Annotated in this window: 21 protein-coding genes; 7 read left to right on the forward strand and 14 right to left on the reverse strand. The window is 72.2% G+C overall.

The genetic code is table 11. The annotated features are described in order from the left end of the window. Positions 1-145 precede the first annotated feature (145 nt). The 3 genes from ACFVSN_RS28760 (at position 146) to ACFVSN_RS28770 (ending at position 3,292) form a co-directional block, all read left to right on the forward strand. The gene (locus tag ACFVSN_RS28760; RefSeq protein ID WP_380496042.1) at positions 146-1,048 is read left to right on the forward strand and encodes a glycosyltransferase family 2 protein; all 903 of its coding nucleotides are present in this window, start codon (positions 146-148) and stop codon (positions 1,046-1,048) included. Between the two features lie 26 nt (positions 1,049-1,074). Next, on the forward strand, positions 1,075-2,031 hold the full coding sequence (locus ACFVSN_RS28765; protein ID WP_380435899.1) for an NAD(P)-dependent oxidoreductase: 957 nt from the start codon (positions 1,075-1,077) through the stop codon (positions 2,029-2,031). 154 nt (positions 2,032-2,185) lie between these two features. Next, on the forward strand, positions 2,186-3,292 hold the full coding sequence (locus ACFVSN_RS28770; RefSeq protein ID WP_387592762.1) for an acyltransferase family protein: 1,107 nt from the start codon (positions 2,186-2,188) through the stop codon (positions 3,290-3,292). Here the strand turns inward: ACFVSN_RS28770 and ACFVSN_RS28775 are convergent. The 9 genes from ACFVSN_RS28775 to ACFVSN_RS28815 form a co-directional block, all read right to left on the reverse strand. Beyond that, on the reverse strand, positions 3,282-3,755 hold the full coding sequence (locus tag ACFVSN_RS28775; protein ID WP_387592759.1) for a GtrA family protein: 474 nt from the start codon (positions 3,753-3,755) through the stop codon (positions 3,282-3,284). The genes ACFVSN_RS28770 and ACFVSN_RS28775 overlap by 11 nt on opposite strands. 17 nt (positions 3,756-3,772) lie before the next feature. Further along, on the reverse strand, positions 3,773-6,202 hold the full coding sequence (locus tag ACFVSN_RS28780; protein WP_387956823.1) for a hypothetical protein: 2,430 nt from the start codon (positions 6,200-6,202) through the stop codon (positions 3,773-3,775). An 84-nt stretch (positions 6,203-6,286) separates the two neighbouring features. After that, on the reverse strand, positions 6,287-7,300 hold the full coding sequence (locus ACFVSN_RS28785; RefSeq protein ID WP_380435891.1) for a glycosyltransferase family 2 protein: 1,014 nt from the start codon (positions 7,298-7,300) through the stop codon (positions 6,287-6,289). Between the two features lie 134 nt (positions 7,301-7,434). Further along, positions 7,435-8,595, reverse strand: a complete 1,161-nt coding sequence (locus ACFVSN_RS28790) for an acyltransferase family protein (protein ID WP_380502159.1) — start codon at positions 8,593-8,595, stop codon at positions 7,435-7,437. Between the two features lie 244 nt (positions 8,596-8,839). Next, entirely contained in the window at positions 8,840-10,033 is a 1,194-nt protein-coding gene (gene tuf, locus ACFVSN_RS28795; RefSeq protein WP_380435887.1) for an elongation factor Tu, read from the reverse strand. Between the two features lie 236 nt (positions 10,034-10,269). Further along, positions 10,270-12,375 (reverse strand): elongation factor G, encoded by a 2,106-nt coding sequence (fusA, locus tag ACFVSN_RS28800; RefSeq protein WP_380435885.1) that lies wholly within the window; start codon positions 12,373-12,375, stop codon positions 10,270-10,272. A 39-nt stretch (positions 12,376-12,414) separates the two neighbouring features. Next, positions 12,415-12,885, reverse strand: coding sequence for a 30S ribosomal protein S7 (gene rpsG / locus ACFVSN_RS28805; RefSeq protein ID WP_148644378.1), 471 nt, complete (start codon positions 12,883-12,885; stop codon positions 12,415-12,417). A 2-nt stretch (positions 12,886-12,887) separates the two neighbouring features. Then, entirely contained in the window at positions 12,888-13,259 is a 372-nt protein-coding gene (gene rpsL, locus ACFVSN_RS28810; RefSeq protein WP_014144289.1) for a 30S ribosomal protein S12, read from the reverse strand. 424 nt (positions 13,260-13,683) lie between these two features. After that, entirely contained in the window at positions 13,684-14,205 is a 522-nt protein-coding gene (locus tag ACFVSN_RS28815) for a DUF1707 and DUF4190 domain-containing protein (protein WP_380502161.1), read from the reverse strand. A gap of 225 nt (positions 14,206-14,430) precedes the next feature. Between ACFVSN_RS28815 and ACFVSN_RS28820 the strand changes: the two genes are divergently transcribed. The 4 genes from ACFVSN_RS28820 to ACFVSN_RS28835 all read left to right on the forward strand — a co-directional run bounded on the left by ACFVSN_RS28820 (position 14,431) and on the right by ACFVSN_RS28835 (position 19,746). Beyond that, positions 14,431-15,294: an ABC transporter ATP-binding protein gene (locus ACFVSN_RS28820; protein WP_387956824.1), complete on the forward strand. Its 864-nt coding sequence runs from the start codon at positions 14,431-14,433 to the stop codon at positions 15,292-15,294. After that, on the forward strand, positions 15,291-16,907 hold the full coding sequence (locus ACFVSN_RS28825; protein WP_387592748.1) for a transporter: 1,617 nt from the start codon (positions 15,291-15,293) through the stop codon (positions 16,905-16,907). The genes ACFVSN_RS28820 and ACFVSN_RS28825 overlap by 4 nt, the downstream gene beginning before the upstream one ends. Positions 16,908-17,272: 365 nt before the next feature. Further along, positions 17,273-18,547, forward strand: coding sequence for a DUF2786 domain-containing protein (locus ACFVSN_RS28830; RefSeq protein ID WP_380502164.1), 1,275 nt, complete (start codon positions 17,273-17,275; stop codon positions 18,545-18,547). 80 nt (positions 18,548-18,627) lie between these two features. Continuing rightward, positions 18,628-19,746 (forward strand): ADP-ribosylglycohydrolase family protein, encoded by a 1,119-nt coding sequence (locus ACFVSN_RS28835; RefSeq protein WP_380496027.1) that lies wholly within the window; start codon positions 18,628-18,630, stop codon positions 19,744-19,746. A 15-nt stretch (positions 19,747-19,761) separates the two neighbouring features. Here ACFVSN_RS28835 and ACFVSN_RS28840 read toward each other — a convergent pair whose 3' ends face one another. The 5 genes from ACFVSN_RS28840 to ACFVSN_RS28860 form a co-directional block, all read right to left on the reverse strand. Then, positions 19,762-21,039 (reverse strand): serpin family protein, encoded by a 1,278-nt coding sequence (locus ACFVSN_RS28840; protein ID WP_380502166.1) that lies wholly within the window; start codon positions 21,037-21,039, stop codon positions 19,762-19,764. 99 nt (positions 21,040-21,138) lie between these two features. Beyond that, positions 21,139-22,137 carry an ADP-ribosylglycohydrolase family protein gene (locus ACFVSN_RS28845; protein WP_380502168.1) on the reverse strand — a complete coding sequence of 333 codons (999 nt, stop codon included), beginning with the start codon at positions 22,135-22,137 and terminating at the stop codon, positions 21,139-21,141. A 19-nt stretch (positions 22,138-22,156) separates the two neighbouring features. Beyond that, positions 22,157-23,371, reverse strand: a complete 1,215-nt coding sequence (locus ACFVSN_RS28850; RefSeq protein WP_380502170.1) for a cytochrome P450 — start codon at positions 23,369-23,371, stop codon at positions 22,157-22,159. A 70-nt stretch (positions 23,372-23,441) separates the two neighbouring features. Further along, positions 23,442-24,179, reverse strand: a complete 738-nt coding sequence (locus tag ACFVSN_RS28855; RefSeq protein ID WP_380502172.1) for an NAD-dependent deacetylase — start codon at positions 24,177-24,179, stop codon at positions 23,442-23,444. 128 nt (positions 24,180-24,307) lie between these two features. After that, complete coding sequence (locus ACFVSN_RS28860; RefSeq protein ID WP_380435865.1) at positions 24,308-24,937, reverse strand: hypothetical protein; 630 nt, start codon at positions 24,935-24,937, stop codon at positions 24,308-24,310. Positions 24,938-24,997 lie beyond the last annotated feature (60 nt).

Here is a 24,997-nt window from a genome sequence, read left to right on the forward strand (position 1 = left end):
GGTGCCCGGACCGGCCGCCCGCAGCGGCCCCGGTCCGGGCATCGCCGTCGGCGGGGGGCCGCGCGGGGCTCAGTATGATGGGCCCGCCGCGGGGTCGTGCTCCCGCCCGCAGGCCCCGAACCCGACCACCGGATGTGCCTCCACCATGACCACTCTGGAAATCCTGCTTCCGTACTACGGCGACGTCGCACTGATGCAGGAGGCGGTCCGCAGCGTCCTGGCCCAGACCGACCCGGACTGGCGGCTGACCGTCGTGGACGACGGCAAGGAGCCCGGGGTCCCGGAGTGGTTCGCGGAGCTCGGCGACCCGCGGGTGCGGTACTTCCGCAACGAGCAGAACCTCGGCGTCACCGGCAACTACCGCAAGTGCCTGGGCATGGCCGAGCACGAGCACATGATGTTCATGGGCACCGACGACGTCATGCTGCCCAACTACGTGGCCACGATCCGCTCGATCCTCGCCCAGCACCCCGGCGTCGCGATGATCCAGCCCGGCGTCCAGGTCATCGGCGGCGACGGCCGGCCGAGCACCTCGCTCGCCGACGAGTCCAAGCGCCGCATCTACGCGCCCAAGGCGCAGGGCCGCGTCCTGATGGACGGCGAGGAGCTCGCCGTCAGCCTGCTCAAGGGCAACTGGCTCTACTTCCCGTCCATCTGCTGGCGCACCGAGGCCGTGCGGACCACCGGCTTCCGCGACAACCTGGAGATCATCCAGGACCTCGCCCTGGTCATCGACCTCCTCCAGGCCGGCGAGCAGATGGTCATCGACGACGTCCGCGCCTTCCAGTACCGCCGGCACGCCGTCAGCATCTCCTCCTCGTCCGCGTTCAGCGGCACCCGCTTCACCGAGGCCCGGCGCTACTTCCTCGACGCCGCCGACCGCCTCGACGCGCAGGGCTGGCCGCGGGCGGCGCGCGCCGCCCGGATCCACCTGTCCGCCCGCATCCACGCCCTCACCCTGGTCCCGGGCGCGATGCGCGCCGGCCAGTGGGACGGTGCGAAGGCCCTGCTGCGCAACGCCACCAGCACGGCCCGCCGTCCCCGCTGACCCACGAACCCCCTGGAGTCCCCGCAATGACCGCTCCGCACACGGCACCGGCCCGGGTGGCCGTCCTCGGTGGCACCGGATTCATCGGCCGGGTGCTCGGCGCCCGCCTCCTGGCGCAGGGCGCCGAGGTGCTCAGCCTCGCCCGCAAGGCCCCGGCCGAGCCGGCGCCCGGCCGGTTCGTCGCCTTCGACCTCTCCAACGGCGACCCCGCCGAGCTCACCGCGCTGCTCGACCGCGAGCGGATCGACACCGTCGTCAACGCGGCCGGCGGCATGTGGGGCCTGAACGACGAGCAGATGTACCAGGCCAACGTCGTCCTCACCGAGCGGCTGATCGAGGCCGTCGCCGCCATGGCCTCCCCCGCCCGCCTGGTCCACCTCGGCACCGTCCACGAGTACGGCATGGCCCCGGTCGGCACCAGCCAGCGCGAGAGCGACCCGGCCGCCCCGGTCATGGAGTACGGCAAGCTCAAGCTCGCCGCCACCGAGGCCGTCGTGCGCGCCGTCGAGGCCGGCCGGATCTCCGGCGTCGTGCTGCGGCTCGGCAACGTCGTCGGCGCCGGCCAGCCCGGCCACAGCCTGCTCGGCGTCATGGCCGCCAAGCTCGACGCCGCCCGCGCGGCCGGCGAGACCGCGCAGCTCTCGCTGCAGCCGCTCACCGCCCTGCGCGACTTCGTCGACCTCACCGACACCCTCGACGCCGTCCTGCTGGCCGCCGCCGACCGCTCGGCCCCGCCGGTCGTCAACGTCGGCACCGGCTCCGCCTCCACCGCCCGCCACCTGGTCGAGCTCCTGATCGAGGAGAGCGGCGTGCCCACCGAGATCACCGAGGTCCCGGCCCCCGACGGCACCGGCCCGGAGACCGAGTGGCAGCAGCTCGACGTCACCGTCGCCCGCGACAGCCTCGGCTGGACCCCCCGCCGCACCCTGCGCGAGGCCGTCCGCGAGCTGTGGACCGCCCAGAGCACCGCGCCGGTCGCGTAACGGCCGACCCGTCGTCCCGCGGCGCCCGGAGCACGGCTCCGGGCGCCGCACCCGCATCCGCGCACGAGGGGGAGCCATCGGAGAGCGTTTCCGGCGCGGGACCTTCGCCGACCTGACCGCCGGCCGGGCGAACGCCTTCGGGGCGCTGCGCCTGGTGCTCGCCGCCACCGTGGTGGTGTCGCACGTCTACCCGCTCGGCTGGGGCCGCCAGGACCCGCTGTGGTCCTGGAGCGGGCAGCAGACCGACCTGGGCAAGAGCGCGGTCCTCGGCTTCTTCGCGATCTCCGGTTTCGTCATCACCGGCAGCGCCCGGCGCCTCGGCACCCTGCGGTTCGTCTGGCACCGCGCCCTGCGGATCGTCCCCGGGCTCTGGGTCTCGCTGCTCCTGTCCGCCGCCGTCCTGATGCCCGTGCTCTACCGGTGGCAGCACGGCACCCTCACCGGCTTCTGGGACCGCTCGGACGGACCGCTCAGCTACGTCACCAGCCTCGGCAGCAGCAGCCCGACCGCGGGCTGGGACGTCTCCGGAGTCATCGCCACGGGCATCCGCGCCGGGACGAACTTCGACGGCAGCCTCAACGGCGCCCTGTGGTCGCTCAAGTACGAGCTCCTGTGCTACCTCCTGGCCGCCCTGCTCGCCCTGGCCGGGCTGCTGCGGCGACCGGCCGCCGTCCCCGCGCTGGCGCTCGCGCTCTGGGTGCTGATCCTCTCCGGCGCCACCGACCTGCCCCCGGACGTGCCCCCGGCCGGCGGACCGGGCGCCACCCTGCCGCTCCTCGGCCGGCTCACCTGGCACCTCGCCGCCGTCCTGGCCTTCACGTTCCTGCTCGGCACCGCCTGCCGGCTCCACGCCGAACGCATACCGGTGGACGACCGCCTCGCCCTGGCCTCCGCCGTGGCGCTGGCCGCCACGCTCCGCTGGGGCGCCTTCGGCGCCCTCGGCCAACCGGCCCTGGTCTACCTGCTGTTCTGGGCCGCAGCCCGGCTCCCCCGCTGGTGCCGGCGCCTCGACGGGATCGGCGACTACTCGTACGGGGTCTACATCTACGGCTTCCCCGTCGAGCAGGCCCTGGCCCTGGTCGGCTGCGCCGCGTACGGCCGGCCGGGCTTCCTGGCCTGCGCGCTCACCGTGACGGGCGTGCTGGCCGCCCTCTCCTGGCACCTCGTCGAGGAACCGGCCACGCGGCTGCGCGGCTGGACGCCCCGGCCGCTGCGCCGCAGCGCCGACCGGGACGGCTCGGCCGCCCGCATCACTTCTTGAAGACCCACACCTTCATCAGCAGGAAGCGGACCACGGTGGCCAGGCCGTTCGCCACGATCAGGCCGCCGACCTCGACGACCTTGGAGGCGTGCGGGGCCGCCACGTCGAGCAGGGCGAGCACGCCGGAGCTCAGCGCGAGCCCGATCACGAACGCGACGGCCCCCTGCAGCTGGTGGCGCAGCGCCCCCTCGCTGCCGGTGATCCCGAAGGTGAACCGCCGGTTGGCGGCGGTGTTGGCGACGGCGCTCACCGCGAGCGCGATCAGGTTGGCGGCCTGGGGGTTGACCACCATCCGGGCCACGACGTACAGCCCGAGGTAGAACAGCGTGCTCAGCACCCCGATGACCAGGAAGGACGGGATCTGGCGGTTGGCCTTGCCGCCGCCGGCGGAGCCCTGCTCCGCGGCGTCCGGCACCGTGGCCGCGTCGGTCGACTCGTTGGTGGAAACCATGTGGGAACCCATGCGATCTGCTTGTCGGGTCAGGAGAGCTCGTACACGGCCACCCGGCCGTTGTCGAAGACGGGGGTGGCGAGGGACTTCAGGAGCGGCGACTCCGGAGCCGGCTTGCGGTCCGCCACCAGGTACCGGACGTGGTACCGGTCCCGCAGCTCCCGGAGGATGTCGGCGGTCGGGTGGTGGATCGCGTCGTCGTTGAGCTTGAGCAGCGGCTGGTCCCAGAAACTGGCGGACTTCTCCGACATCAGCCGCGGCGAGTACGCCCAGCCCTCCACGAGCACCGAGCGCTCGGAGTAGGCGCTGAGCCAGAACGAGAGCGAGTTCCAGCAGTTCTGGCCCGGGACCGCCCAGTCGTTCTCGGAGCGGCAGTGGTCGTTGGTGACCAGGACGTCGGTCGGGCGGCTGTGCGCACGTACCCAGCGCGCGGCCTCGACCTGGCCGGCCGGCAGCGGCCAGGCGCCGTCCCAGGCGACGTGCTTCGACTGCTGGACGTCGAGCAGGAGCGACGGCGCACCGGCCACGAGCGCGCCCGTGAGGAGCACCAGCCCGCCGCGCCGGCGCAGCCCGGGCAGCGCCCGCCCGGCCGCCCGCCAGAGCAGTCCGACGACGACGGCGACGGCGGCGAGCGCGGCCGCGGCGGCCAGTGCGGGCACCAGCGGGGTGTACGACTTGGTGCCCTTGGCGTCGCCGACCGCCTTGAGCGCGAAGGTCGCCCAGTCCCCCGCGTAGTGGTAGATGCCGTACGTCAGCAGGCCCACGAAGGAGAGCGTGCCGACCGCGAGCGCGACCTTGCCCCGGGCGGGCAGCGCGGCCCGCTCGAAGACCTCGCAGTAGCCCCAGGCCGACAGCAGCACGCCGAACGGCAGCCCGGCCAGCGTGAAGTAGCTGGCGTTGAAGCCGTTGACCACCAGGTAGACCGCCGGGCCGGCCAGGGCGCCGCCGAGCAGGAACCACTGGGACTGCTCCAGCCGCAGCCGGCGCCGCCAGATCAACGGGACCATGCCCACCAGGCGGAGCTGGTGGTTGAGCAGGAAGGCGATCAGGGTCGCCGCGACGACCACCGCCTGCGTCACCGCGGTCCTGGTGTGCGCGGGGTCGGCCCAGTACTTCTGGACGTTGCCGAAGGGCACGACCTCCAGGCCGTAGCTCTCGAACTTGAACAGCACGGCGGTGGCGAACAGTTGGGCTCCGGCCACGATCGCGCCGAGCCGGACGATCGCCCACGGGATCCGCCGGGTGCCGATGAGCACCATCAGGCCCGCGAAGGCCAGGCCCGCCAGGGTGACGGGCAGTGAGCTCGCCTTGGCCGCGCTGGAGGCCAGCGCGAACAGCGCGACCAGGACGTAGGCGCCCCGGCCGAGCAGCGGCGCCCGGTCCCGCGCGGCACCGCCGGCGTCCCCGTTCGCGTCCTCGTTCGCGTCGCTCGCGTCCTCGTCGCCGCGGCCGCGCAGCACGTCCGCGATCACGCCGATCAGCGCCATCAGCAGCGGCTGGCTGTAGGTCAGCGACAGGCTCGCCCAGGACATCAGCGGCACCAGCGGCGCGCCGAAGGTCCAGTTGGGGGTGTTGTTCGGGTAGACCGCGTTGAACTCGCCGACCGCGAACACCAGCAGCGCCGCGACCGGTCCGGCCCAGGCCCGGCCGGACAGTCGGTGCCCCACCACCGCGGTGATCACCATCGCGAGGGCGACCAGCGCGGGCACCATCAGCCGCATCTGGACCACCGGCAGGTCGATGTGGCCGACCAGGTCGGTCATCGCCATGTGCGCGAAGGTGAACCAGTGGTAGTGCAGCGGCTCCCCCGCCGCCTGCGGGAAGGTCAGCGGGAAGTTGTTCTTCGCGTTGCCGGCCAGCGAGAGCAGGTACGGCAGGTCGATGTACTGCCGGGTGGTCTCGGTGTCCGGGATGATCGGGTTGCGGCTGAGGACGGCCGCGTAGAGGTAGGCGCTCGTGAGGCCGACGATGCCGGCGACGGACCAGTTCCAGCCCGTCGAGGTCCGCCGGTACCCGCGCGGGAACCAGTGCCGCCGCAGCCGCGGCACTGCGAGGAACGGGACCACCACGGCGAGTGGCCACGCCGTGGCGGCCGACTGGAGGCCGAGCCCGACCAGGACCGCCCAGGCCGCCAGCTCCAGCACGAGACCGACGACGGCGCCGAAGGCGAGGTCCTCGACCAGGGTGTGCGGCCGGCGGCGCAGGGCCCGGAACACCAGGGTGCCCGGCAGCAGGACGCCCCAGAGCACGTAGAAGGTGTAGCGCGCGACGTCCGAGACGGAGGTGTCCGAGGCCAGGAGCAGGGCCACCAGCAGGGCGTACGCGGCCAGCGCCGGCAGGAACCGCACCAGTCGCGCGCCGGTGCCGGGCCGGGCGGTGCCGGACACCGACGCGCCGACCCGCCCCTCGGCCGCGGACGGCGTCCCGAGAGCGGGTGCGGTGCTGTCAGTGGTGCCCATTGCGTGTTCTTTCTCCTGCGGGCTCGGCGTCGGGGTCACGGCGGTCGGTGGCGGAGTCCGGTCCGGGCGGGACCGGACTCGCGCTCACGCCACGAACTCGGAGACCTTCGCCGGCTTCGCGCTGCGGCCGTCGGCCGAGTCGTAGCCCACGAAGTAGGCCGGTCGCGCCTGGGCCGCCGAGTAGATCCGGCCGACGTACTCGCCGAGCAGACCCATGCAGATCAGCTGGACGGCGCCGAGGAAGAGCATCCCGATGAACAGCGAGGACCAGCCGGGCACGGTCTTGCCGAGCGCGTACGCGACGGTGGTGTAGACGCCGAGGCCGAAGCAGAGCACGAAGCTCAGCACGCCGAGCCAGGTGGCGAGCCGCAGCGGGGCGGCCGAGAAGTTGGTGATGCTGTCGATGGCCAGGCGGAGCATCTTCGACAGCGGGTAGTGGGTGCTGCCGGCGACCCGCTCCTCGCGCACGTAGACGACCTCGCCGCTCGGGAAGCCCAGCCACGGCACGAGCAGGCGGTAGACCGGCTGGTGCTCGGGCAGCGCCTTCAGGGCCTCGACGGCGGCCCGGCTGAGCAGGCGGAAGTCACCGGCCTGGTTGGGCATCTTCTTGCCGACGAGCTTGCGCATCAGCCAGTAGTAGGCGCCGGCCGTGCGCCGCTTGAACACGGTGTCGGTGCCGCGGTCGCCGCGCACGCCGTAGACGATGTCGAGGTTCTGCTCGCGCGCGAGCGAGAGCATCTCGGGGATCTTCTCCGGCGGGTCCTGCAGGTCGGCGTCGATCGACACGACGTAGTCGCCGAAGGCGCGGTGGATGCCCGCGGTCAGTGCCGCCTGGTGCCCGGAGTTGCGCGCGAAGCGGACGATGCGGAACTCCGGCCAGTCCTGGTGGATCTTCTGCATGAGCGCCGGGGTCGCGTCGGTACTGCCGTCGTCGATGCCGACGACCTCGTAGCTGATGCCGAGGTCGTCGAGGATCGGACGCAGCCGCTCAACGGTCAGGGGCAGCGCCTCCTGCTCGTTGTAGATCGGCATGACGACCGACAACAGCGGCGCCGGCCTGGTGGCCTCCGGCTCTGCCGATACAGCTGCGGTGAACATCAGTTGTCGCCTGTTTCCTTGTGAATGGGGATGTTCGATCAGTGCCGGGGCCCTGGTGACGGCCAGGCTAGCAGCAGGTTTTTACCTCTCGATGAATGCTTCTTGGGCGGAGCATTCATCGAGGAGCCCACCGTTCAGGGGCGGCGGGGGGCAGGTTCGTCCGAGACCTGGCGCAGGGTCGCCATGGACCGGTCCAGGGCCTTCTTGAGGACCTTCGACAGCGGCTTCTCGACCAGCCGGTGGATCAGCCAGGCGGTGACCAGGACCGTGGCCAGCGCCGCGAGCAGGGCCGCCTTGACGCCGAGGCCCCGGGTGAGGAGGAAGTGGATCAGCGTCCAGCCGACCTCCTGGTGGATCAGGTACAGCGGGTAGGTCAGCGCGCCCGCGACGGTCAGCCACTTCCACTGCACCCAGTCGAACCAGCCCAGTGCCGCGCCCAGGACCAGCAGGAACGCCAGCGTGACCGCGGCCGCCATGACGTTCCAGGAGAGCGGGTGGCCGAGGACGTTGACGTACATGTCCTTGATGGAGTTCAGCCTGGTCAGCGCGAGGATCCAGGAGAAGCCGACGATGCCCCAGAGCAGCAGGTTCGACCCGAACTTGTACATGAGGAACATGCCGACACCGGCGATGAAGAACGGCGACTCGTTCGGCATGGCCATCGTGGTCAGCAGCGGTATCCCGGCCTGCGGGGCGAGGACCGCGAAGATGGTCCAGATCCCGCAGAACGCCACCACCTTGCGGTAGGTGAGGCCGGTCGCCACGACGATGGCGAACAGCAGGTAGAACCGCATCTCGACCCAGAGGGTCCAGTACACGCCGTCGACGTGCCGCATCCCGAGCGGGGTCTGCAGCATCGTCAGGTTGCCGAGGATCGTGGTCAGGTTGAGCCCGTCCGCGGCACCGAGCCGGGCGAAGTGCTTGAAGTTGAGCACCACCAGGCTGGTCAGCGCGATGCCGGCCCAGTAGGCCGGGTAGAGCCGGACCACCCGGGAGACGAAGAACTCGCCCGGTCGCTTCCCCCAGCAGCTCATGCAGATCACGAAGCCGCTGATCACGAAGAACAGCTCGACGCCGAGCCAGCCGTACGCCGCCATGCGGTTCACCAGTGGCAGCGCCTGCTTGGGGGTCACCCCCTGCCAGACGCCCGCGATGCCCACGTAGGCCGTCCAGTGGAAGGACATCACGCTGAGGGCGGCGAACAGCCGCATGCCGTCCAGCGCGTAGAGGCGGGGGCGCTTCGGCTTGAGGGTGCCGGATTCGCCGGTCCGGGCCGAGGCACGGCGCCGGAGCAACGAGGGCTTCGTCAGAAGCGGAGCAGAGGTCATTCCGGAGCGCTTTCGGCGAGTGGGGCGAAGAGAGCCACGGTCAGCCTCGCTCTGGCGACGGCTGCGGGTGCCCCAGTCTATCCGGCGTGGAAAGCCCCCACCCACACCGGTGCCCCGGATGCCAGCCGACACGCCGAAGGGCCCCGCACACCCTGGAGTGTGCGGGGCCCTTCGGACTGGCCTGTACGAGGCAGGCAGGTCAGAACATCAATTACTTGATGATCTTGGTGACCTGGCCGGCGCCGACGGTGCGGCCACCCTCACGGATGGCGAACTTCAGGCCCTCCTCCATGGCGATCGGCTGGATCAGCGCGACCGTCATGCCGGTGTTGTCGCCCGGCATGACCATCTCGGTGCCCTCGGGGAGGGTCACGACGCCGGTCACGTCGGTGGTGCGGAAGTAGAACTGCGGGCGGTAGTTGTTGAAGAACGGGGTGTGGCGGCCACCCTCGTCCTTCGACAGGATGTAGGCCTGGGCCTCGAAGTCGGTGTGCGGGGTAACCGAACCCGGCTTGATGATGACCTGGCCGCGCTCGACGTCCTCGCGCTTGATGCCGCGGAGCAGCAGACCGACGTTCTCACCGGCCTGGCCCTCGTCGAGCAGCTTGCGGAACATCTCGATGCCGGTGACCGTGGTGGTGGTCTTGGTCTCCTTGATGCCGATGATGTCGACAGTCTCGTTGACCTTGAGGATGCCGCGCTCGATGCGGCCGGTGACGACGGTGCCACGACCGGTGATCGTGAAGACGTCCTCGATCGGCATCAGGAACGGCTGGTCCACGGCGCGGGCCGGGGTCGGGATGGCCTCGTCCACGGCGTGCATCAGGCCGAGGAGCTTCTCGCCCCACTCCTTGTCGCCCTCCAGCGCCTTCAGCGCGGAGACGCGGACGACCGGCAGGTCGTCGCCCGGGAACTCGTACTCGGAGAGGAGCTCACGGACCTCGAGCTCGACGAGCTCCAGGATCTCCTCGTCGTCCACCATGTCGGCCTTGTTCAGGGCGACGACGATGTAGGGGACGCCGACCTGGCGGGCCAGGAGGACGTGCTCCTTGGTCTGCGGCATCGGGCCGTCGGTGGCGGCGACCACCAGGATGGCGCCGTCCATCTGGGCGGCACCGGTGATCATGTTCTTGATGTAGTCAGCGTGACCCGGGCAGTCGACGTGGGCGTAGTGACGCGCCTCGGTCTGGTACTCGACGTGCGCGATCGAGATGGTGATACCGCGCTGACGCTCCTCCGGGGCCTTGTCGATCTGGTCGAACGGCGTGAAGGGGTTGATGTCCGGGTACGCGTCGTGCAGCACCTTGGTGATGGCCGCGGTCAGCGTGGTCTTACCGTGGTCGATGTGACCGATGGTGCCGATGTTGACGTGGGGCTTCGTCCGCTCGAACTTCGCCTTCGCCACTGAGTCCTCCTGAGGACAGTTCCTGTACGCCGTGCTGACGTCAGTTGGTCTTTTATCGGGTTGGGTGCGGGATGCCCGAGGACACCTCGTACCGTCCCGCGGGTGGGGGCCGGAGGGGCCCGGGAGAATCCGTCCGGATCCTCCCGGGTCGCCTCCTAATAGCCTAAGGGGTGGCAATCGTCCCGAATGTCGGGACGAACTGCCTCCTCGGGTAAGGGATCGGCTCGCGCCGGTCCTTACTCGCCCTTGGCCTTGGCGATGATGTCGTCCGCCACGTTCTTCGGAACCTCGGCGTACGAGTCGAACTGCATCGAGTAGCTCGCGCGACCAGAGGTCTTGCTGCGCAGATCACCGACGTAGCCGAACATCTCGGAGAGCGGCACCAGCGCCGTGACGACGCGGGCACCGTGACGCTCGTCCATGGACCGGATCTGGCCACGGCGAGAGTTGATGTCACCGATCACGTCGCCCATGTAGTCCTCGGGCGTGGTGACCTCGACGGCCATCATCGGCTCAAGAAGGACCGGCTTGGCCTTCCTGGCGCCTTCCTTGAAGGCCATCGAACCGGCGATCTTGAACGCGAGCTCGGAGGAGTCGACGTCGTGCGACGCACCGTCGAGCAGCGTGACGCGGACACCCTGGAGCGGGTAGCCGGCGAGCACACCGAACTCCATGGCCTCCTGGCAACCGGCGTCGACCGAAGGGATGTACTCCTTCGGCACGCGGCCACCGGTGACCTTGTTCACGAACTCGTAGCCCTCGGCCTGCTCGAGCGGCTCGATCGCGATCTGGATCTTCGCGAACTGGCCCGAACCACCGGTCTGCTTCTTGTGCGTGTAGTCGATGCGCTCGACGGCCGAACGGATCGTCTCGCGGTAGGCGACCTGCGGCTTGCCGACGTTGGCCTCGACCTTGAACTCACGCTTCATGCGGTCGACCAGCACCTCGAGGTGCAGCTCGCCCATGCCCGCGATGATGGTCTGGCCGGTCTCCTCGTCCGTGTTGACCTGGAAGGACGGGTCCTCCTCGGCGAGACGCTGGATGGCGACACCCAGCTTCTCCTGGTCACCCTTGGACTTGGGCTCGATCGCGACGCGGATGACCGGGGCCGGGAAGTCCATGGACTCCAGGATGACCGGGTGCTTCTCGTCGGACAGCGTCTCACCGGTGGTGGTCTGCTTCAGGCCCATGACGGCGACGATGTCGCCGGCGCCCACCGACTCGATCTCCTCACGCTTGTTCGCGTGCATGCGGTAGATCTTGCCGATGCGCTCCTTCTTGCCCTTGACGGCGTTCAGCACCGAGGTGCCGGACTCCAGGCGGCCGGAGTAGATCCGGACGAAGGTGAGCTTGCCCAGGTGCGGGTCGGACATGATCTTGAACGCCAGCGCGGCCAGCGGCTCGTCGTCCGACGCCTTGCGGGAGATCTTGGTGTCCGGGTCGTTGGGCTTGGTGCCCTCGACGGACTCGATGTCCAGCGGCGACGGCAGGTACTTGACGACCGCGTCGAGCAGGGGCTGAACGCCCTTGTTCTTGAAGGCGGTACCACAGAAGATCGGGGTGAAGTCCGAGTTCAGGGTGCCCTTGCGGATCGCGGCCTGCAGCAGCTCGACCGGGATCTCCTCGCCCTCGAGGGCGAGCTCCATGATCTCGTCGCTGACGTTGGAGACGGTATCGATCAGCGTCTCGCGGTACTCGTCCGCCTGCTCCTGCAGCTCGGCCGGGATGTCGACGATGTCGTACATCTCGCCCTTGGCGGCCTCGGCCGACCAGACCAGCGCCTTCATGCGGACAAGGTCGACAACGCCCTTGAAGTCCGCCTCGGCACCGATCGGGAGCTGCATGACCAGCGGGGTGGCGCTGAGGCGCTCCACGATGGTGTCGACGCAGAAGAAGAAGTTCGCGCCCGTGCGGTCCAGCTTGTTGATGAAGCAGATGCGCGGGACGCCGTAGCGGTCAGCCTGCCGCCACACGGTCTCGGACTGGGGCTCGACACCGGCGACACCGTCGAACACCGTCACGGCACCGTCGAGGACGCGCAGCGAACGCTCCACCTCGACGGTGAAGTCGACGTGACCCGGGGTGTCGATGATGTTGATGGTGTTGTCGACGTCGTCGACCGTCCAGTGACAGGTCGTCGCGGCCGACGTGATCGTGATGCCGCGCTCCTGCTCCTGCTCCATCCAGTCCATGGTGGCAGCGCCATCGTGGACCTCACCGATCTTGTACGAGACACCGGTGTAGAACAGGATCCGCTCGGTGGTGGTGGTCTTGCCCGCGTCGATGTGCGCCATGATCCCGATGTTGCGGACCCTGGCGAGGTCAAGGGAGGTTGCAGCCATGGTGGCTCGTTCTCTCTCTGTCTAGTGACGGGGTACGGACTACCAGCGGTAGTGCGCGAAGGCCTTGTTGGACTCGGCCATCTTGTGGGTGTCCTCGCGACGCTTCACGGAAGCGCCCAGGCCGTTGCTGGCGTCGAGGATCTCGTTCATCAGGCGCTCGGTCATGGTCTTCTCGCGACGGGCGCGGGAGTAACCGACCATCCAGCGCAGCGCCAGGGTGCTGGCGCGGCCCGGACGGACCTCGACCGGAACCTGGTAGGTCGCGCCACCGACACGGCGGGACTTGACCTCGAGGGCCGGCTTGACGTTCTCCAGCGCGCGCTTCAGCGCGACGACCGGGTCCGAGCCGGTCTTCTCACGGACGCCCTCGAGGGCGCCGTAGACGATCCGCTCGGCGGTGGAGCGCTTGCCGTGCAGCAGGATCTTGTTGACCAGCTGGGTGACGACCGGGGAGCCGTAAACCGGGTCGATGATGACCGGGCGCTTCGGGGCGGGGCCCTTACGAGGCATTCTTACTTCTCCTTCTTGGCGCCGTAGCGGCTGCGAGCCTGCTTGCGGTTCTTGACACCCTGGGTGTCGAGGGAACCGCGGATGATCTTGTAGCGGACACCAGGAAGGTCCTTCACACGACCACCGCGCACCAGCACGATGGAGTGCTCCTGCAGGTTGTGGCCCTCGCCCGGGATGTAAGCGGTGACCTCGATCCCGCTGGTGAGGCGCACACGGGCGACCTTACGAAGCGCCGAGTTCGGCTTCTTCGGGGTGGTCGTGTACACACGCGTGCAGACCCCACGGCGCTGCGGGGAACCCTTCAGCGCGGGAGTCTTGTTCTTCTCGACCTTGTCCTGCCGGCCCTTTCGGACCAGCTGCTGGATCGTAGGCACCGTTTCTCCGTTTTCTGTGTGCCAAGGCTTGGTGGAACTAACCTGCGGTGTCTCCCTCGCACACGACCCCGTGGTCGACCCACGCGGTCGGGTGTGTTGGGCTTGTTACGACACGGAATCCCATGGCTGATGTACAGCGACGGCGCTCTACGCGCGGAGCGCTGGAGGGCGCTCCGGCTCGGCGCGGCGGCCGGTGTGCATGCACGCACAAGGACCCGGGGACACCCCAGGCACAAGGTCAGAGCGTACCTAGCGCATGGGGCGCGGTCAAAACAAATGCAACGCCGCAGGTCGCGGCTGTCGGCCGGGTGTCGCGGGGGTGTCCCGCGAACGGCAGCCCGGTGACGAGCCGCCCTCCTGCCGCTCTACCACACCGGAGTGGCGTACGCCACTCGGCGCCCGGCACGGCGGCGCCCTCCGGCGCTCAGCCCCGGCCCCCCGCCGCCAGGACGACCCCCAGGAACATCAGGGCCCAGAACGCGGAGCCCAGGTAGCCGACCACCAGCCCGATGACCGCCGCCCAGTCCCCGTCCTGGTTGCGCTGCCTGATCTGCGAGCGGGCGATGTGGCCGGTGATCACCGCGGGCAGCGACAGCCCGGACAGGCCGAGCACCATCGACGTGACGGCCAGGCCGTTGGTGGAGCGCACCTGGTACGGCGGGTACGGCATCGGCGGCGGGTACGGCTGGAACGTCTGCGGCACCGGGCGCCCGTCGAACGCCGCCGGCGGCACCACCGGCCCGGACGGCAGGTCGGCGACCAGCACCGACAGCTGGCCGTAGGTCTGCGCGTGGGCCGCCGCCTCGTGGCGCTGCTCGTACTCCTCCAGCGACAGCCGGCCCTCGGCGTACGCCGCCTTCAGCACGTCGATCGTGCGGTCGCGGTCCGCGTGCGCCGCCCTCATCCCGGACTGCGGCGAAGGCTCACCCCAGGGCTGCACAGCCATCCGTCGCCTCCCGACACCCCGGCGCGCGCCGCGCGCCCAACTGGTCCTCATAGTGCCGGACGAACGGGGCGGCCGAGTAGTTGCCGGTTCACGGCAGGGGATTGCCGGAGCCGGTGTGCCTCACCCGTTCGGGGGACAAACTCAGGTCATCCTCAACTCGGACGACAGCCCGTTCGGCGAGTGACAGGCTGGATCCGCACGACCCGTCGACCAGAGAAGGCAACCATGCAGGCGTCAGCGCCTCCGCCGTCCGGAGCACCCGGACCCGCCACCCCGTCCGCCGCCTCCGCCGTCACCCCGTCCGCCGCTCCCGCCGCCTCCGCGGTGAGCATCCAGGGGCTCTGGAAGCACTTCGGCACCCAGGCCGCCGTCGCCGGGCTCAGCCTGGAGCTGCCGGCCGGCGCGTTCGTCGGACTGGTCGGCCCGAACGGCGCGGGCAAGACCACGACGCTCTCCATGGTCACCGGCCTGCTCCGGCCCGACCAGGGCGCCGTCCTCGTGCACGGCGGCGACGTCTGGGCCGACCCGGTCGCCGTCAAGGCGCGGATCGGCATCCTGCCCGAGGGCCTGCGGATGTTCGAGCGGCTCAGCGGGCGCGAGCTGCTGCAGTACAACGGGCGGCTGCGCGGCCTGCCCGGCGCCGAGGTGGACCGCCGGGCCGAGGAGCTGCTGGCCGTCCTGGACCTCGCCGCCGACGCCGACAAGCTCGTCGCCGACTACTCCACCGGCATGCGCAAGAAGATCGGCCTCGCCGCCGCGCTGCTGCACAACCCCGACGTGCTGTTCCTCGACGAACCCTTCGAGGGCGTCGACCCGGTCTCCGCGCAGACCATCCGCGGCGTGCTCAAGCGGTACGCGGCCGCCGGCTCGACGGTGGTCTTCTCCAGCCACGTCATGGAGCTCGTCGAGCAGCTCTGCGACTGGGTCGCCGTCGTCAACGCCGGCCGGGTCATCGCCCACGGGCCGCTGGACGCCGTCCGCGGCGGGCGCAGCCTGCACGAGGCCTTCCTCGACCTGATCGGCGTCCGCGAGGACGACGGGCAGGCGCTCGGCTGGCTCGGCGGCGGGAACGCCGGGGGCGAACAGTGACAACGGCCGTCCCCGACGGGGGGACGGTCGTCCGCGCGCTCGTGGCGCTCAAGCTGCGGCTGCTGCGCAACGGGCTGAAGCGCAGCCGGGGCCGGGCCGGGGTGTACATCGTCGGAGCGGTGTTCGGCCTGCTCTTCGCCACCGGGATCGCCCTCGCCCTGGCGGTGCTCAACGGCCGGGTGGCCGGCTCCGGGGACGCCGGCGTGATGCTGCTCGGCGTGCTCACCCTCGGCTGGGCCGCCATCCCGCTGTTCCTGTTCTCCAGCGACGAGAGCGCCGACCCGACCCGGCTCACCATGCTGCCGCTGCGGCCCGGACCGCTGCTGCGCGGCTCGCTGCTGGCCAGCCTGATCGGGCCGGGACCACTGGTCAGCCTGGTGCTCGTCACCGGTGCGGCGCTGTCCGGCGCGAACGGCGGCGCCTCGGCGGCGGCCGACCTGATCGGCGTGCCGCTCGCCGTGCTCTGCCTGGTCACGCTCTCCCGGGCGGTCGCGGCCGGCAACGCCCGGATGCTGTCCAGCCGGCGCGGCAAGGACTTCGCGATCTTCGGCGGACTGCTGTTCGCCCTGCTCGTCCAGGGCGCCAACGTCGGCTGGCAGAGCACCTTCGGCCGCCCCGACGCCAACGGACACCTCGACCTCGGCCCGCTGCGGCCGATCGCCGCCGTGCTGCGCTGGATCCCGCCGATCGGTGCGATGGACGCGGGCCGGACGGCCGGCGAGGGCCGGTACGCGCTCGCGCTGCTCCAGCTGGCGCTGGCCGGTGCGCTGCTCGCCCTGCTGCTGCGCTGGTGGCGGCGGAGCCTCCAGGAGCTGATGGTCACCGCGGACTCCTCGACCCTGGAGGTGGCCCGCGGGGTGCAGAGCTCGCGCGGCTGGGGCTTCCTGCCGGCCGGCCGGACCGGCGCGGTGATGCAGCGCCACCTGCGGTACGCCTGGCGCGAGCCGCGGGCCAAGGCGGCGGTGTTCACCAGCATCGGCATGACGCTGGTGATCTGCGTGCTGTCGGTGGTCCAGGGCTGGTCGAGCGTCTACCTGCTGGCGGCGACCGGGATGTTCCTCGGGCTGCAGATGCTCAACCTGTTCGGCATGGACGGCTCGGCGTTCTGGATGATCGCCGCGACCCTGCGCACCCCGGCCGACGCCCGCGACGAGCTGCGCGGACGGGCGTACGCGGTGCTGTCGTACGCGGTGCCGGTGACGCTGGTGCTCGCCGTGGTGCTGACGGTCGTCACCGGGGACTGGGCGCACCTGCCGTCCGCGCTCGGCCTCGCCCTCGCGCTGCTGGGCTGCGGCATCGCGGTCGGCTCGATGCTGAGCGTGCTCGCGCCGTACACGATGCCCGCGGACAGCAACCCGATGCGCAACGCCGCACCCGGGCAGAGCGGGCTGGTGCTGCTCAACCAGTTCGGGTCGATGCTCGGCGTCGCGCTGCTGGCGCTGCCCGTGGCCGGCTACCTGGGCTGGGCCCTCGCCGCCGACCGGCCCACCTGGCCGCTGCTGGCGGTCGGGCCGGTCTACGGCGGACTGATCGCGTACCTCGGCGTCCGCATGGCGGGCGCCCGCCTGCTGGAGCGCACCCCGGAGATCCTGGCCAAGGCCATAGAGCGCTGAGCGGTGCCGTGAGCGCCCGGTCCCCCGACGACGGGGGCCGGGCGCTCACTCGTCCGGCGGGCCGTCCGGCTCGTCGGCACGGCCCGGCGCTCCGGCCGTGCCCGTCCCCCACCCCCCGCGCCCCCACGTACCGCCCCCCCGGCAGCACTCGACCGCCCGTTCCCCCACCGCCCCTCGGCCGCCCCCGGCGACGCCCGGCGCTCCGGCCCTGCCCGTCCCCCACCCCCGCGCCCCCACGTACCGCCCCCCGGCAGCGCTCGACCGCCCGTTCCCCCACCGCCCCCTCGGCCGCCCCCCCGGCGACGCCCGGCGCTCCGGCATCATGGCTGGAGGAAACCGGCCGTCGACGAGAGCAGGGACACACCGTGGGCAAGCGGGCGCAGCAGGGCGGCGGGGACGCCGGACCGCTGCTGGAGCAGGCGGTGCGGTCGGTGCTGACGGCCCCGGACGAGTTGCTGGACCTCGCGCTGGACACGGGCGCGTCGCTGCTGGCCGCGTCGGCCGGGCAGTGGCCGGCGGTGAGCCGGGCGGTGCTCGGGTACGCGGACACCGCCGTCGGGCGGTGCTGGTCGGCGGGGTGGCGCCCGGCCGACCTGGTGCGGGTGGTCCGGCGCGAGCTGAAGCCCGTCCACCTCGCGCTCGCCGTGGACCTGATCGCCGCCGAGGGCCGCCGCCACCCGGCGGCCGCGCTGGACCGGCGCTGGCAGGAGCAGCTGCGCGAGCTGGAGACCGAGGTGTGGTGGCCCGGCGACGACGGCTACCTGACCGCCTTCGCCCAGCGCCACCGGCTGGACCGCTTCGCGCTCGCCACCGCCGCCCTGGAGCTGATCCGCACCTGGGGCCGGCTGCCCCCGATCGCCCCGGTCGGGCCCGCCCCCGGTTCCGCACCCGCGCGCGGCGCGGCCGGGCCGGTGCCGGGCGAGCCGAGGATGCTGGCGCGCATCCGGGCGCTGCTCGCGAAGGCCGAGTCCACCGAGTACCCGGAGGAGGCCGAGGCGCTGACCGCCAAGGCCCAGCAGCTGATGGCCCAGCACAGCATCGACGAGGCGCTGCTGGCCGCCGCCGGCGCGGACCGCGACGCCCCGGCGGCGCTGCGGATCGGCGTGGACAACCCGTACGAGGGCCCGAAGACGATGCTGCTGGACGCGGTCGCGGCGGCGAACCGGTGCCGGGTGGTGTGGGCCAAGGAGTTCGGCTTCTGCACGGTGGTCGGCTTCGACGGCGACCTGGACGGCGTCGAGCTGCTGTACACCTCGCTGCTGGTGCAGGCCACGCACGCGCTCAACAAGGCCGGCGCGGGCCGGGACTCGCGCACCAAGGCGTTCCGGCAGTCGTTCCTGGTCGCGTACGCGGCGCGGATCCGCGAGCGGCTGACCGCCGCCACCGAGCGGACGACCAGCGCCGCGGCCGCCGGACGGCACCTGCGCGAGGACGGCACCGAGGAGCAACTGCTGCCGGACGAGCGACTGTTGCCCGCCCTCGCCGCCCGCTCCGAGGCGGTGGACGACGAGGTCGGCCGGCTGTTCCCGAAGCTGGTGTCGCAGCGCGTGCGGGTGAGCGACGGCGAGGGCTGGGCGGCCGGCCGGGCCGCCGCGGACCGGGCCGCCCTGCACGGGCGCGCCGGGGAGATCCGCCGGTAGCGGGCCGTTCGCGCCGGGTGACCCGACGGCCGGGGTGACCTGATAGAACGTAGTCCGCCACGAACACAAGGGGGATCGACGTGACGGATTCGGCGGCCGACGCGGGCTACCGCGACCGCGTGCGCGGAACGCTGCTCGGCGGCGCGATCGGCGACGCGCTGGGCTGGCCGGTGGAGTTCCAGCAGCTGCACCAGATCCGGGACCAGCACGGGCCGGACGGCGTGACCGGGCCGCCGCCCGCGGCGCGCCCCGGGACGGTCGAGGTCACCGACGACACCCAGATGACGCTGTTCACCGCCGAGGGCCTGATCCGCGGCTTCGTCCGCGGCTGGTCGGGCGGCGGCGGATCGGTGCCGGAGGCCGTCCACGGCGCCTACCGGCGCTGGCTGCTGACCCAGTACCAGCCCGCGCCGGACGCCGCGCCGCTCCCCCGCCCGTACGACGGCTGGCTGCTGCGGCAGCCGTTCCTGTACGCCCGGCGGGCGCCGGGCAACGCCTGCCTGAGCGGGGTGTCCGAGCACCCGGTGTTCGAGCCGCCGGCCCGGATCGGGCAGCCGGGACCGGTCAACCCGGGCTCCAAGGGCTGCGGCACGGTGATGCGCTCAGCGCCGTTCGGGCTGGCCAGGCTGGGCGCGGACCAGGCGTTCGGGCTGGCCGTGCAGTGCGCCCAGCTGACCCACGGGCACCCCACCGGCTACCTCGCGGCGGGCGCGTTCGCGGCGCTCGTCGAGCGGCTCGTAAACGGCACCGAGCCGTGGGCGGCGGTCGGCGAGACCGTCGACCAGATCCGCGAGCTGCCGGGTTCGAAGGAGACGGTGCAGGCGCTGGCCCGGGCCGTGCGGGTGGCGCAGGAGTCGGAGCCGTCGGCGGAGGCGGTGGAGCGGGTCGGGCTCGGCTGGATCGCCGAGGAGTGCCTGGCCATCGCGGTGTACTCGTTGCTGGCCGCGACCCTGGACCCCGACCCGGTGCGCACCGCGCTGCTGCTGTCGGTGAACCACTCCGGGGACAGCGACTCCACCGGCGCCGTCTGCGGCAACCTCACGGGTGCCGCGTACGGCGCCGCGGCCCTGCCGCCCGAGTGGGCGGGGGCCGTCGAGGGCCGGGCGGAGCTGCTGCGGGTCGCGGACGACCTGCTGGTGCTGTTCGGCAGCCGCGATCCGTCCCACCCGGCGCTCGGCGGGCGCTACCCGGCCTGGTGAGCCGCTTCCGGCGGCCTACCCGGCCGCCGGGTCGGTGACCTGCCCGAGGAAGAGCGGCCGCCCGCCGGCGGTGTCCCGGATCAGGAACAGGAACGGCCGGTCGACGTGCAGCTCGGCGGGGTGCATGGCCGGCGCCGCCGCTCCGGCCATCCCGGCACCGCTGCCGGCCGCCGCGACCGTGCCCTCCTCGTCGACCTCGATGGTGGCCTTCTGCACCACCGGGCCGACGGCGAGCGGCTCCTTGGAGATGCCGCCGAAGTCGGCCTTGTCGCCGAAGGCCGTGCTGACGCCGAGCGCGCGCAGGGCGGGGGTGAGCTCGTTGGACGTGTCGAAGTGGAAGCGCGGGAGCTCCAGGTCGACGGGCCTGGCGGCGAGGCCGCCGAGGATGCGGTCGAGCTGGGCCTGGTCGAGCCCCTTGGTGAAGGCGGCGAAGCCGCCCTGCGCGGGGACGATCACGTCCATCGCCAACCCGCCTCCGGCGTACGGGAGTTCGACGGCCTGCCAGGGCTCGCCGACGATCCCGCCGGAGCCCTCGGCGTACTTGAGGCTGCCGCTCTGGGCCATCGTGCTCACGTTCGGGGCGGAGCCGTCGAGCTTGTGGAACGGGCGGTCGGCGGTGTGCGCCGGCTTGAACGGGGAGGCCCACTTCGCCTTCAGGTAGAGCGCGTCGGTGAGGACCAGCCGGGTCTGGGCGGTGACCTGGCCCTGCGCGAAGAGGTCCTTGATCCGTCCGTCGGTGGCCTTCTCCACGGCCGCGTTGACGGCCTTGCGGGCGCCCTCCGGATCCTTGCGGAAGTCGGCGGGGTGCACCCCGGTGTCGAAGGCGTCGGCCAGGGTCTGCAGGTAGTCGGGCTGCACGGGGTAGCCCTGCTGGGTCCAGAGGTCGTCGGACCGGCGCAGCGTGACGTCGTCGCCGCCCTGGACCGGGCGGTCGAGCGCGCCGGTGGCGAGGGCGTACTGCTGCGGGGTGAGGCTCGTGTGCAGGGCCTTGGTGAGCTCGTCGGCGGTGGTGCCGCGGGCGCCGGGCACCAGCATCGCGAGCAGGGTGGCCAGGCCGGACGGCGAGAGCACGACGTTGCGGCCGGCGCCGTCCGGAGTGGCGGTGAGGGCGTGGAGGAGGTCCAGGCCGAAGGCGCCGGTGCCGGCGGCGGTGGCGGTCACCTGTGCCGGATCGACCGCGGGACCGGTGCCGGACGCCGACACCCGGAGCACCGGCGGCGCGGCGGGCGTGGCGGCACCGGTGCTGCCGCAGCCCGCGACCAGCGGGGCGGCGAGCGCGGCGGCGAGGAGCACCGCCGCCGGGCGACGGGGGCTACGGCGGGTTCCGTGAGGGCTGCGGTACGTCATGGCCCTTCGACGCGCCCGCCCGCCCACCGGTTCCCGCCGTCCGGCTCAGTCCCAGAGCGCGCCGAACTCCAGGAGCTCGTCGCGGTGCTCGATCCGCTCGACCCAGTCGGCCGGCCAGGCCGTCTCACCGTGGTGGGCGCCGGCGAAGGCGCCGGTCAGGCAGGCGAGGGAGTCGGAGTCGCCGCTGGAGTAGGCGGCGCGGCGGACGGCGGCCACCGGGTCGTCCGGCAGCAGCAGGAAGCAGAGCAGGCCGGTGGCGAAGGCCTCCTCGGCGATCCAGCCCTCGCCGGTGGCCAGGCACGGGTCGGCCTCGACGTCGGGCACGGCGAGGGCGGCGTCGACCTGGTCGAGCGACTTCAGGCAGTCGTCCCAGCCGCGGGCGATGACGGACTGCGGGGAGCCGCCGAGCCAGCGGTCGGCGAGGTCGCCGAGCCAGAAGTCGTCGTACCGGTCGCGCCGGGCGAGCGCGTAGGCCCGCAGCACCGCAGTCAGGCCGGCCGGCGGCACGCCCTCGGCGAGCTTGCGGACGGCGTACGCGGTGAGGTCGCTCGCGGCGAGCGCGGTCGGGTGGCCGTGGGTGAGCGCGGACTGCAGCTGCGCGGCGCCGGAGTGCTGCCGGGCGTCGAGCTCGCGGATCAGGCCGATCGGGGCGACCCGCATGTTGGCGCCGCAGCCCTTGGAACCGACGTCGCTCGCCTGCTGCCAGCGGAACTTCTCGTGGCTGAGCCGCTCGCAGGCGCGCAGGCAGGTCATGCCGGGGGCGCGGTTGTTGTCCGGTGAGCGCCACCAGTCGACGAACTCCTCGCGGACGGGCCGCTCCAGCCGCAGGGGCGTCAACGGCCCGCGGGCGAGGGCGGTGCGCAGGCCGCGGGCGAGGGCGAGCGTCATCTGGGTGTCGTCGGTGATCAACGCCTTCGTCGGCAGCGGCAGTTGCCGCCAGTCGGGCCAGTCGTTCGCGATCGCCTCGACCGTCTTGAACTCCGTCACCCGGCCGATCGCGTCCCCGATCGCCAGACCCAGCAGCGTGCCCGTCGCCTTGCCCACGGCCGCTCCCCCTCTTCCGTCACACCTCGACCAACAGCTCTTCCAGCCCCCGGATCACGTAGCCCGGGCGCCACTCGGGCTCGCGGACGAGCCGCAGGCCCGGCGCCCGGCGCAGCAGCGCGCCGTACGACTCGGTGAGCTCCAGTCTGGCGAGCGGGGCGCCGAGACAAAAGTGGATTCCGGCGCCGAAGGTGACGTGCGGGTTGTCGGTGCGGCCGAGGTCGAGCCGGTCGGGGTCGGCGAAGCGCTCCGGGTCGCGGTTGGCGGAGCCGAAGAGCAGGGCGATCTCGGAGCCGCGCGGGACGGTGACGCCGCGGACCTCGATGTCCTCCAGCACCCAGCGCTCGAACATCTGCAGCGGGGTGTCCCAGCGCATCAGTTCCTCGACGGCGGTGGGCAGCAGACCGTCCACGTCGCCGCGCAGCCGGGCGAGTTCGCCGGGGTTGCGGAACAGCGCCCACCAGCCGTTGCCGGTGGTGTTGACGGTGGCCTCGTGGCCGGCGTTGAGCAGCAGCACGCAGGTGGAGATCATCTCCTGCTCGCTGAGCGCGTCGGTGCCCTCCTGGGCCTGGACGAGCGCGCTGATCAGGTCGGTGCCGGGGACGGCGCGGCGCTCGCGGATCAGGGCGCGCAGGTAGTCGGAGAACTCGATGCTCGCGGTGACGGCCCGCCGGGCCGCCTCCTCGGTGGGGTTGAGCTCGAACATCCCGGTGATGTCGGCGGACCAGGGCCGCAGCAGGTGCCGGTCGGCCTCCGGGACGCCCAGCATCTCGGCGATGACGGCGACCGGCAGCGGCTCGGCGACGGCGGCGACGAGATCGCCGCCGCCGTCCGCCAGCAGTCCGTCCACGAGCTCCCCGGCGAGGCGCCGGACGGTCGGGCGCAGGCCCTCGACCATGCGCGGGGTGAAGGCCTTGGAGACCAGCCGGCGGATCCGGGTGTGGTCGGGCGCCTCCAGGTCGAGCAGCCCGTGGTCGTTGAGGGTGTGGAACGGCTCGTGCGCCGGGTCGGGCGCGGGCCGGCCGAACTCCTCGTGGCTGAAGCGGTGGGTGTACGTGCGCCCGAGGCGCCGGTCGCGCAGGAGCGCGCTGACGTCCTCGTGGCGCGAGACGAGCCACTGCTTCGTCGGCTCGTAGTACGTCACCGGCGCGTGCTCGCGCAGTTCGGCGTACGCGTCGTACGGGTGGGCCACGAACGCCGCCGACCAGGGGTCGAACTTCGCCGTCGTCGTCATCGGTCGATCACTCCAGGCCTAGAGGGGGGCCAGCCGGAAGGATCATCGTATGCAGGCGGTTCGTCCGACCTTAAGAGTGCTCGGCGAGCAACTTCCGCACCAGCGCCGGGAGGGCCGTGGAGATCGGCTCCCTGATCACCTCGTCCGCGGCCTCGTCGAACGGCGTCGGCTCGCCGTTCACGACGACCAGGCGGGCGCCGCCCTCCAGCGCGATCTGCGGCAGCGAGGCCACCGGGTAGACCTGGAGGCTGGTGCCGACCGCGACGAAGAGGTCGCAGGCCTTGGCGATCGCGTCGGCCTGCTGGAGCACCACCGGGTCCAGCGCCTCCCCGAACATCACCGTCCGCGGGCGCAGGATCCCGCCGCACTCCCGGCAGTCCGGGTCCGGCTCGCCCGCCTCGACCCGGGCCAGCGCCTCGGCCATGTCGCCGACCACCCGGCAGCGCGCGCACTGCACCTCCCGTGCGGTGCCGTGCAGTTCGAGCACCTTGCGGGCCGGCAGGCCGGCTCGCTGCTGCAGGCCGTCGACGTTCTGGGTCAGCACCCGCACGGGCAGCCCGGAACGCTCCAGGTCGACCAGCGCGCGGTGCCCGGCGTTCGGCTCGGCGGCCAGCGCGCCGGCGTCCCGGCGCATCAGCCAGGCCCGGCGGCGCACCTCGGGGTCGGCCAGGTACGGGCCGAGGGTGACCAGCTTCTGGGCCGACGGGTCGCGCTGCCAGAGCCCGTTCGGGCCGCGGTAGTCGGGGATGCCGGAGTCGGTCGAAATGCCCGCGCCGGTGAGCACGGCGATCAGTGGACGCTTGGTCATACCCGGACCGTACGGCGACGGGGCCGCCGGCGGCCACCGAAAATCCTCGCGCCCCCGCCGCCGGGAGTCCGGACGAGCTATGGCGTGTCTTTCGGATCAGCCCGGGTGCCGCGACGCCAGGGCACGCCCTAGGCCAGGGCTGCCGTGCGCGGTGCGGCGCCGAGGCGCGCCAGCGGGGCCAGCGCGATCAGGTAGCAGGCGGCGGCCAACGGGATGAACGCCAGGTCGACCATCGACGCGAGCGTCCCGGCCACCATGAGGACCGGGCTCCACCAGCGCAGCGTCCGGGCCGCGCCCACCGAGGCGGCGACCAGCAGGGCCAGCAGGCCGACGTAGAACAGCAGCGGGCCGACCTTGTACACGGCCTCGAGCACGCCGGGGACGGCCTGGATCCGCTCGAACATCCGCGACTGCTCGTCCTTGGTCGCCGATGCCAGGCCGACGTACAGGTCGATCCCGATCTGGACCACCGAGGCCACCAGCCCCGTGAGCGCCACCCCCAGCACGGTGCCCGCCGCGAGCCGCCCGGCCGGCGTGCCGCGCGGGGCTATCAGCCGGCGCAGCCCCAGGAAGACCGGCGCGAACAGCAGCAGCCCGGCGAACATGAGAGCGTGTCCGGTCGTCCAGCCGAGGCCCGGCTCGCGGGAGCCGGGGACGAGGCGGATGCCGCCGTACAGCGCCATCAGGGCCGGGGCCCCGACGACGGCGTAGGCGGTGAGGCGGGTGCTGCGGGTACTGGTGGTCCGAGCGGCGTTCATCTGCGTTCTCCCGTGGTGTCCGTGATCCGTTCTCCGACACCACAGATCCTGTCGGCCGGG

It is taken from the genome of Kitasatospora sp. NPDC057904 (assembly GCF_042887925.1).
Lineage (GTDB): Bacteria > Actinomycetota > Actinomycetes > Streptomycetales > Streptomycetaceae > Kitasatospora.

Excerpts from the sequence above, each read along its gene's own strand:
- ACFVSN_RS28760 (WP_380496042.1), top strand. The coding sequence starts at position 146 with ATGACCACTCTGGAAATCCTGCTTCCGTACTACGGCGACGTCGCACTG.
- ACFVSN_RS28765 (WP_380435899.1), top strand. The coding sequence starts at position 1,075 with ATGACCGCTCCGCACACGGCACCGGCCCGGGTGGCCGTCCTCGGTGGC.
- ACFVSN_RS28775 (WP_387592759.1), bottom strand. The coding sequence starts at position 3,755 with ATGGGTTCCCACATGGTTTCCACCAACGAGTCGACCGACGCGGCCACG.
- ACFVSN_RS28780 (WP_387956823.1), bottom strand. The coding sequence starts at position 6,202 with ATGGGCACCACTGACAGCACCGCACCCGCTCTCGGGACGCCGTCCGCG.
- ACFVSN_RS28785 (WP_380435891.1), bottom strand. The coding sequence starts at position 7,300 with ATGTTCACCGCAGCTGTATCGGCAGAGCCGGAGGCCACCAGGCCGGCG.
- fusA (WP_380435885.1), bottom strand. The coding sequence starts at position 12,375 with ATGGCTGCAACCTCCCTTGACCTCGCCAGGGTCCGCAACATCGGGATC.
- rpsG (WP_148644378.1), bottom strand. The coding sequence starts at position 12,885 with ATGCCTCGTAAGGGCCCCGCCCCGAAGCGCCCGGTCATCATCGACCCG.
- ACFVSN_RS28815 (WP_380502161.1), bottom strand. The coding sequence starts at position 14,205 with ATGGCTGTGCAGCCCTGGGGTGAGCCTTCGCCGCAGTCCGGGATGAGG.
- ACFVSN_RS28820 (WP_387956824.1), top strand. The coding sequence starts at position 14,431 with ATGCAGGCGTCAGCGCCTCCGCCGTCCGGAGCACCCGGACCCGCCACC.
- ACFVSN_RS28850 (WP_380502170.1), bottom strand. The coding sequence starts at position 23,371 with ATGACGACGACGGCGAAGTTCGACCCCTGGTCGGCGGCGTTCGTGGCC.
- ACFVSN_RS28855 (WP_380502172.1), bottom strand. The coding sequence starts at position 24,179 with ATGACCAAGCGTCCACTGATCGCCGTGCTCACCGGCGCGGGCATTTCG.
- ACFVSN_RS28860 (WP_380435865.1), bottom strand. The coding sequence starts at position 24,937 with ATGAACGCCGCTCGGACCACCAGTACCCGCAGCACCCGCCTCACCGCC.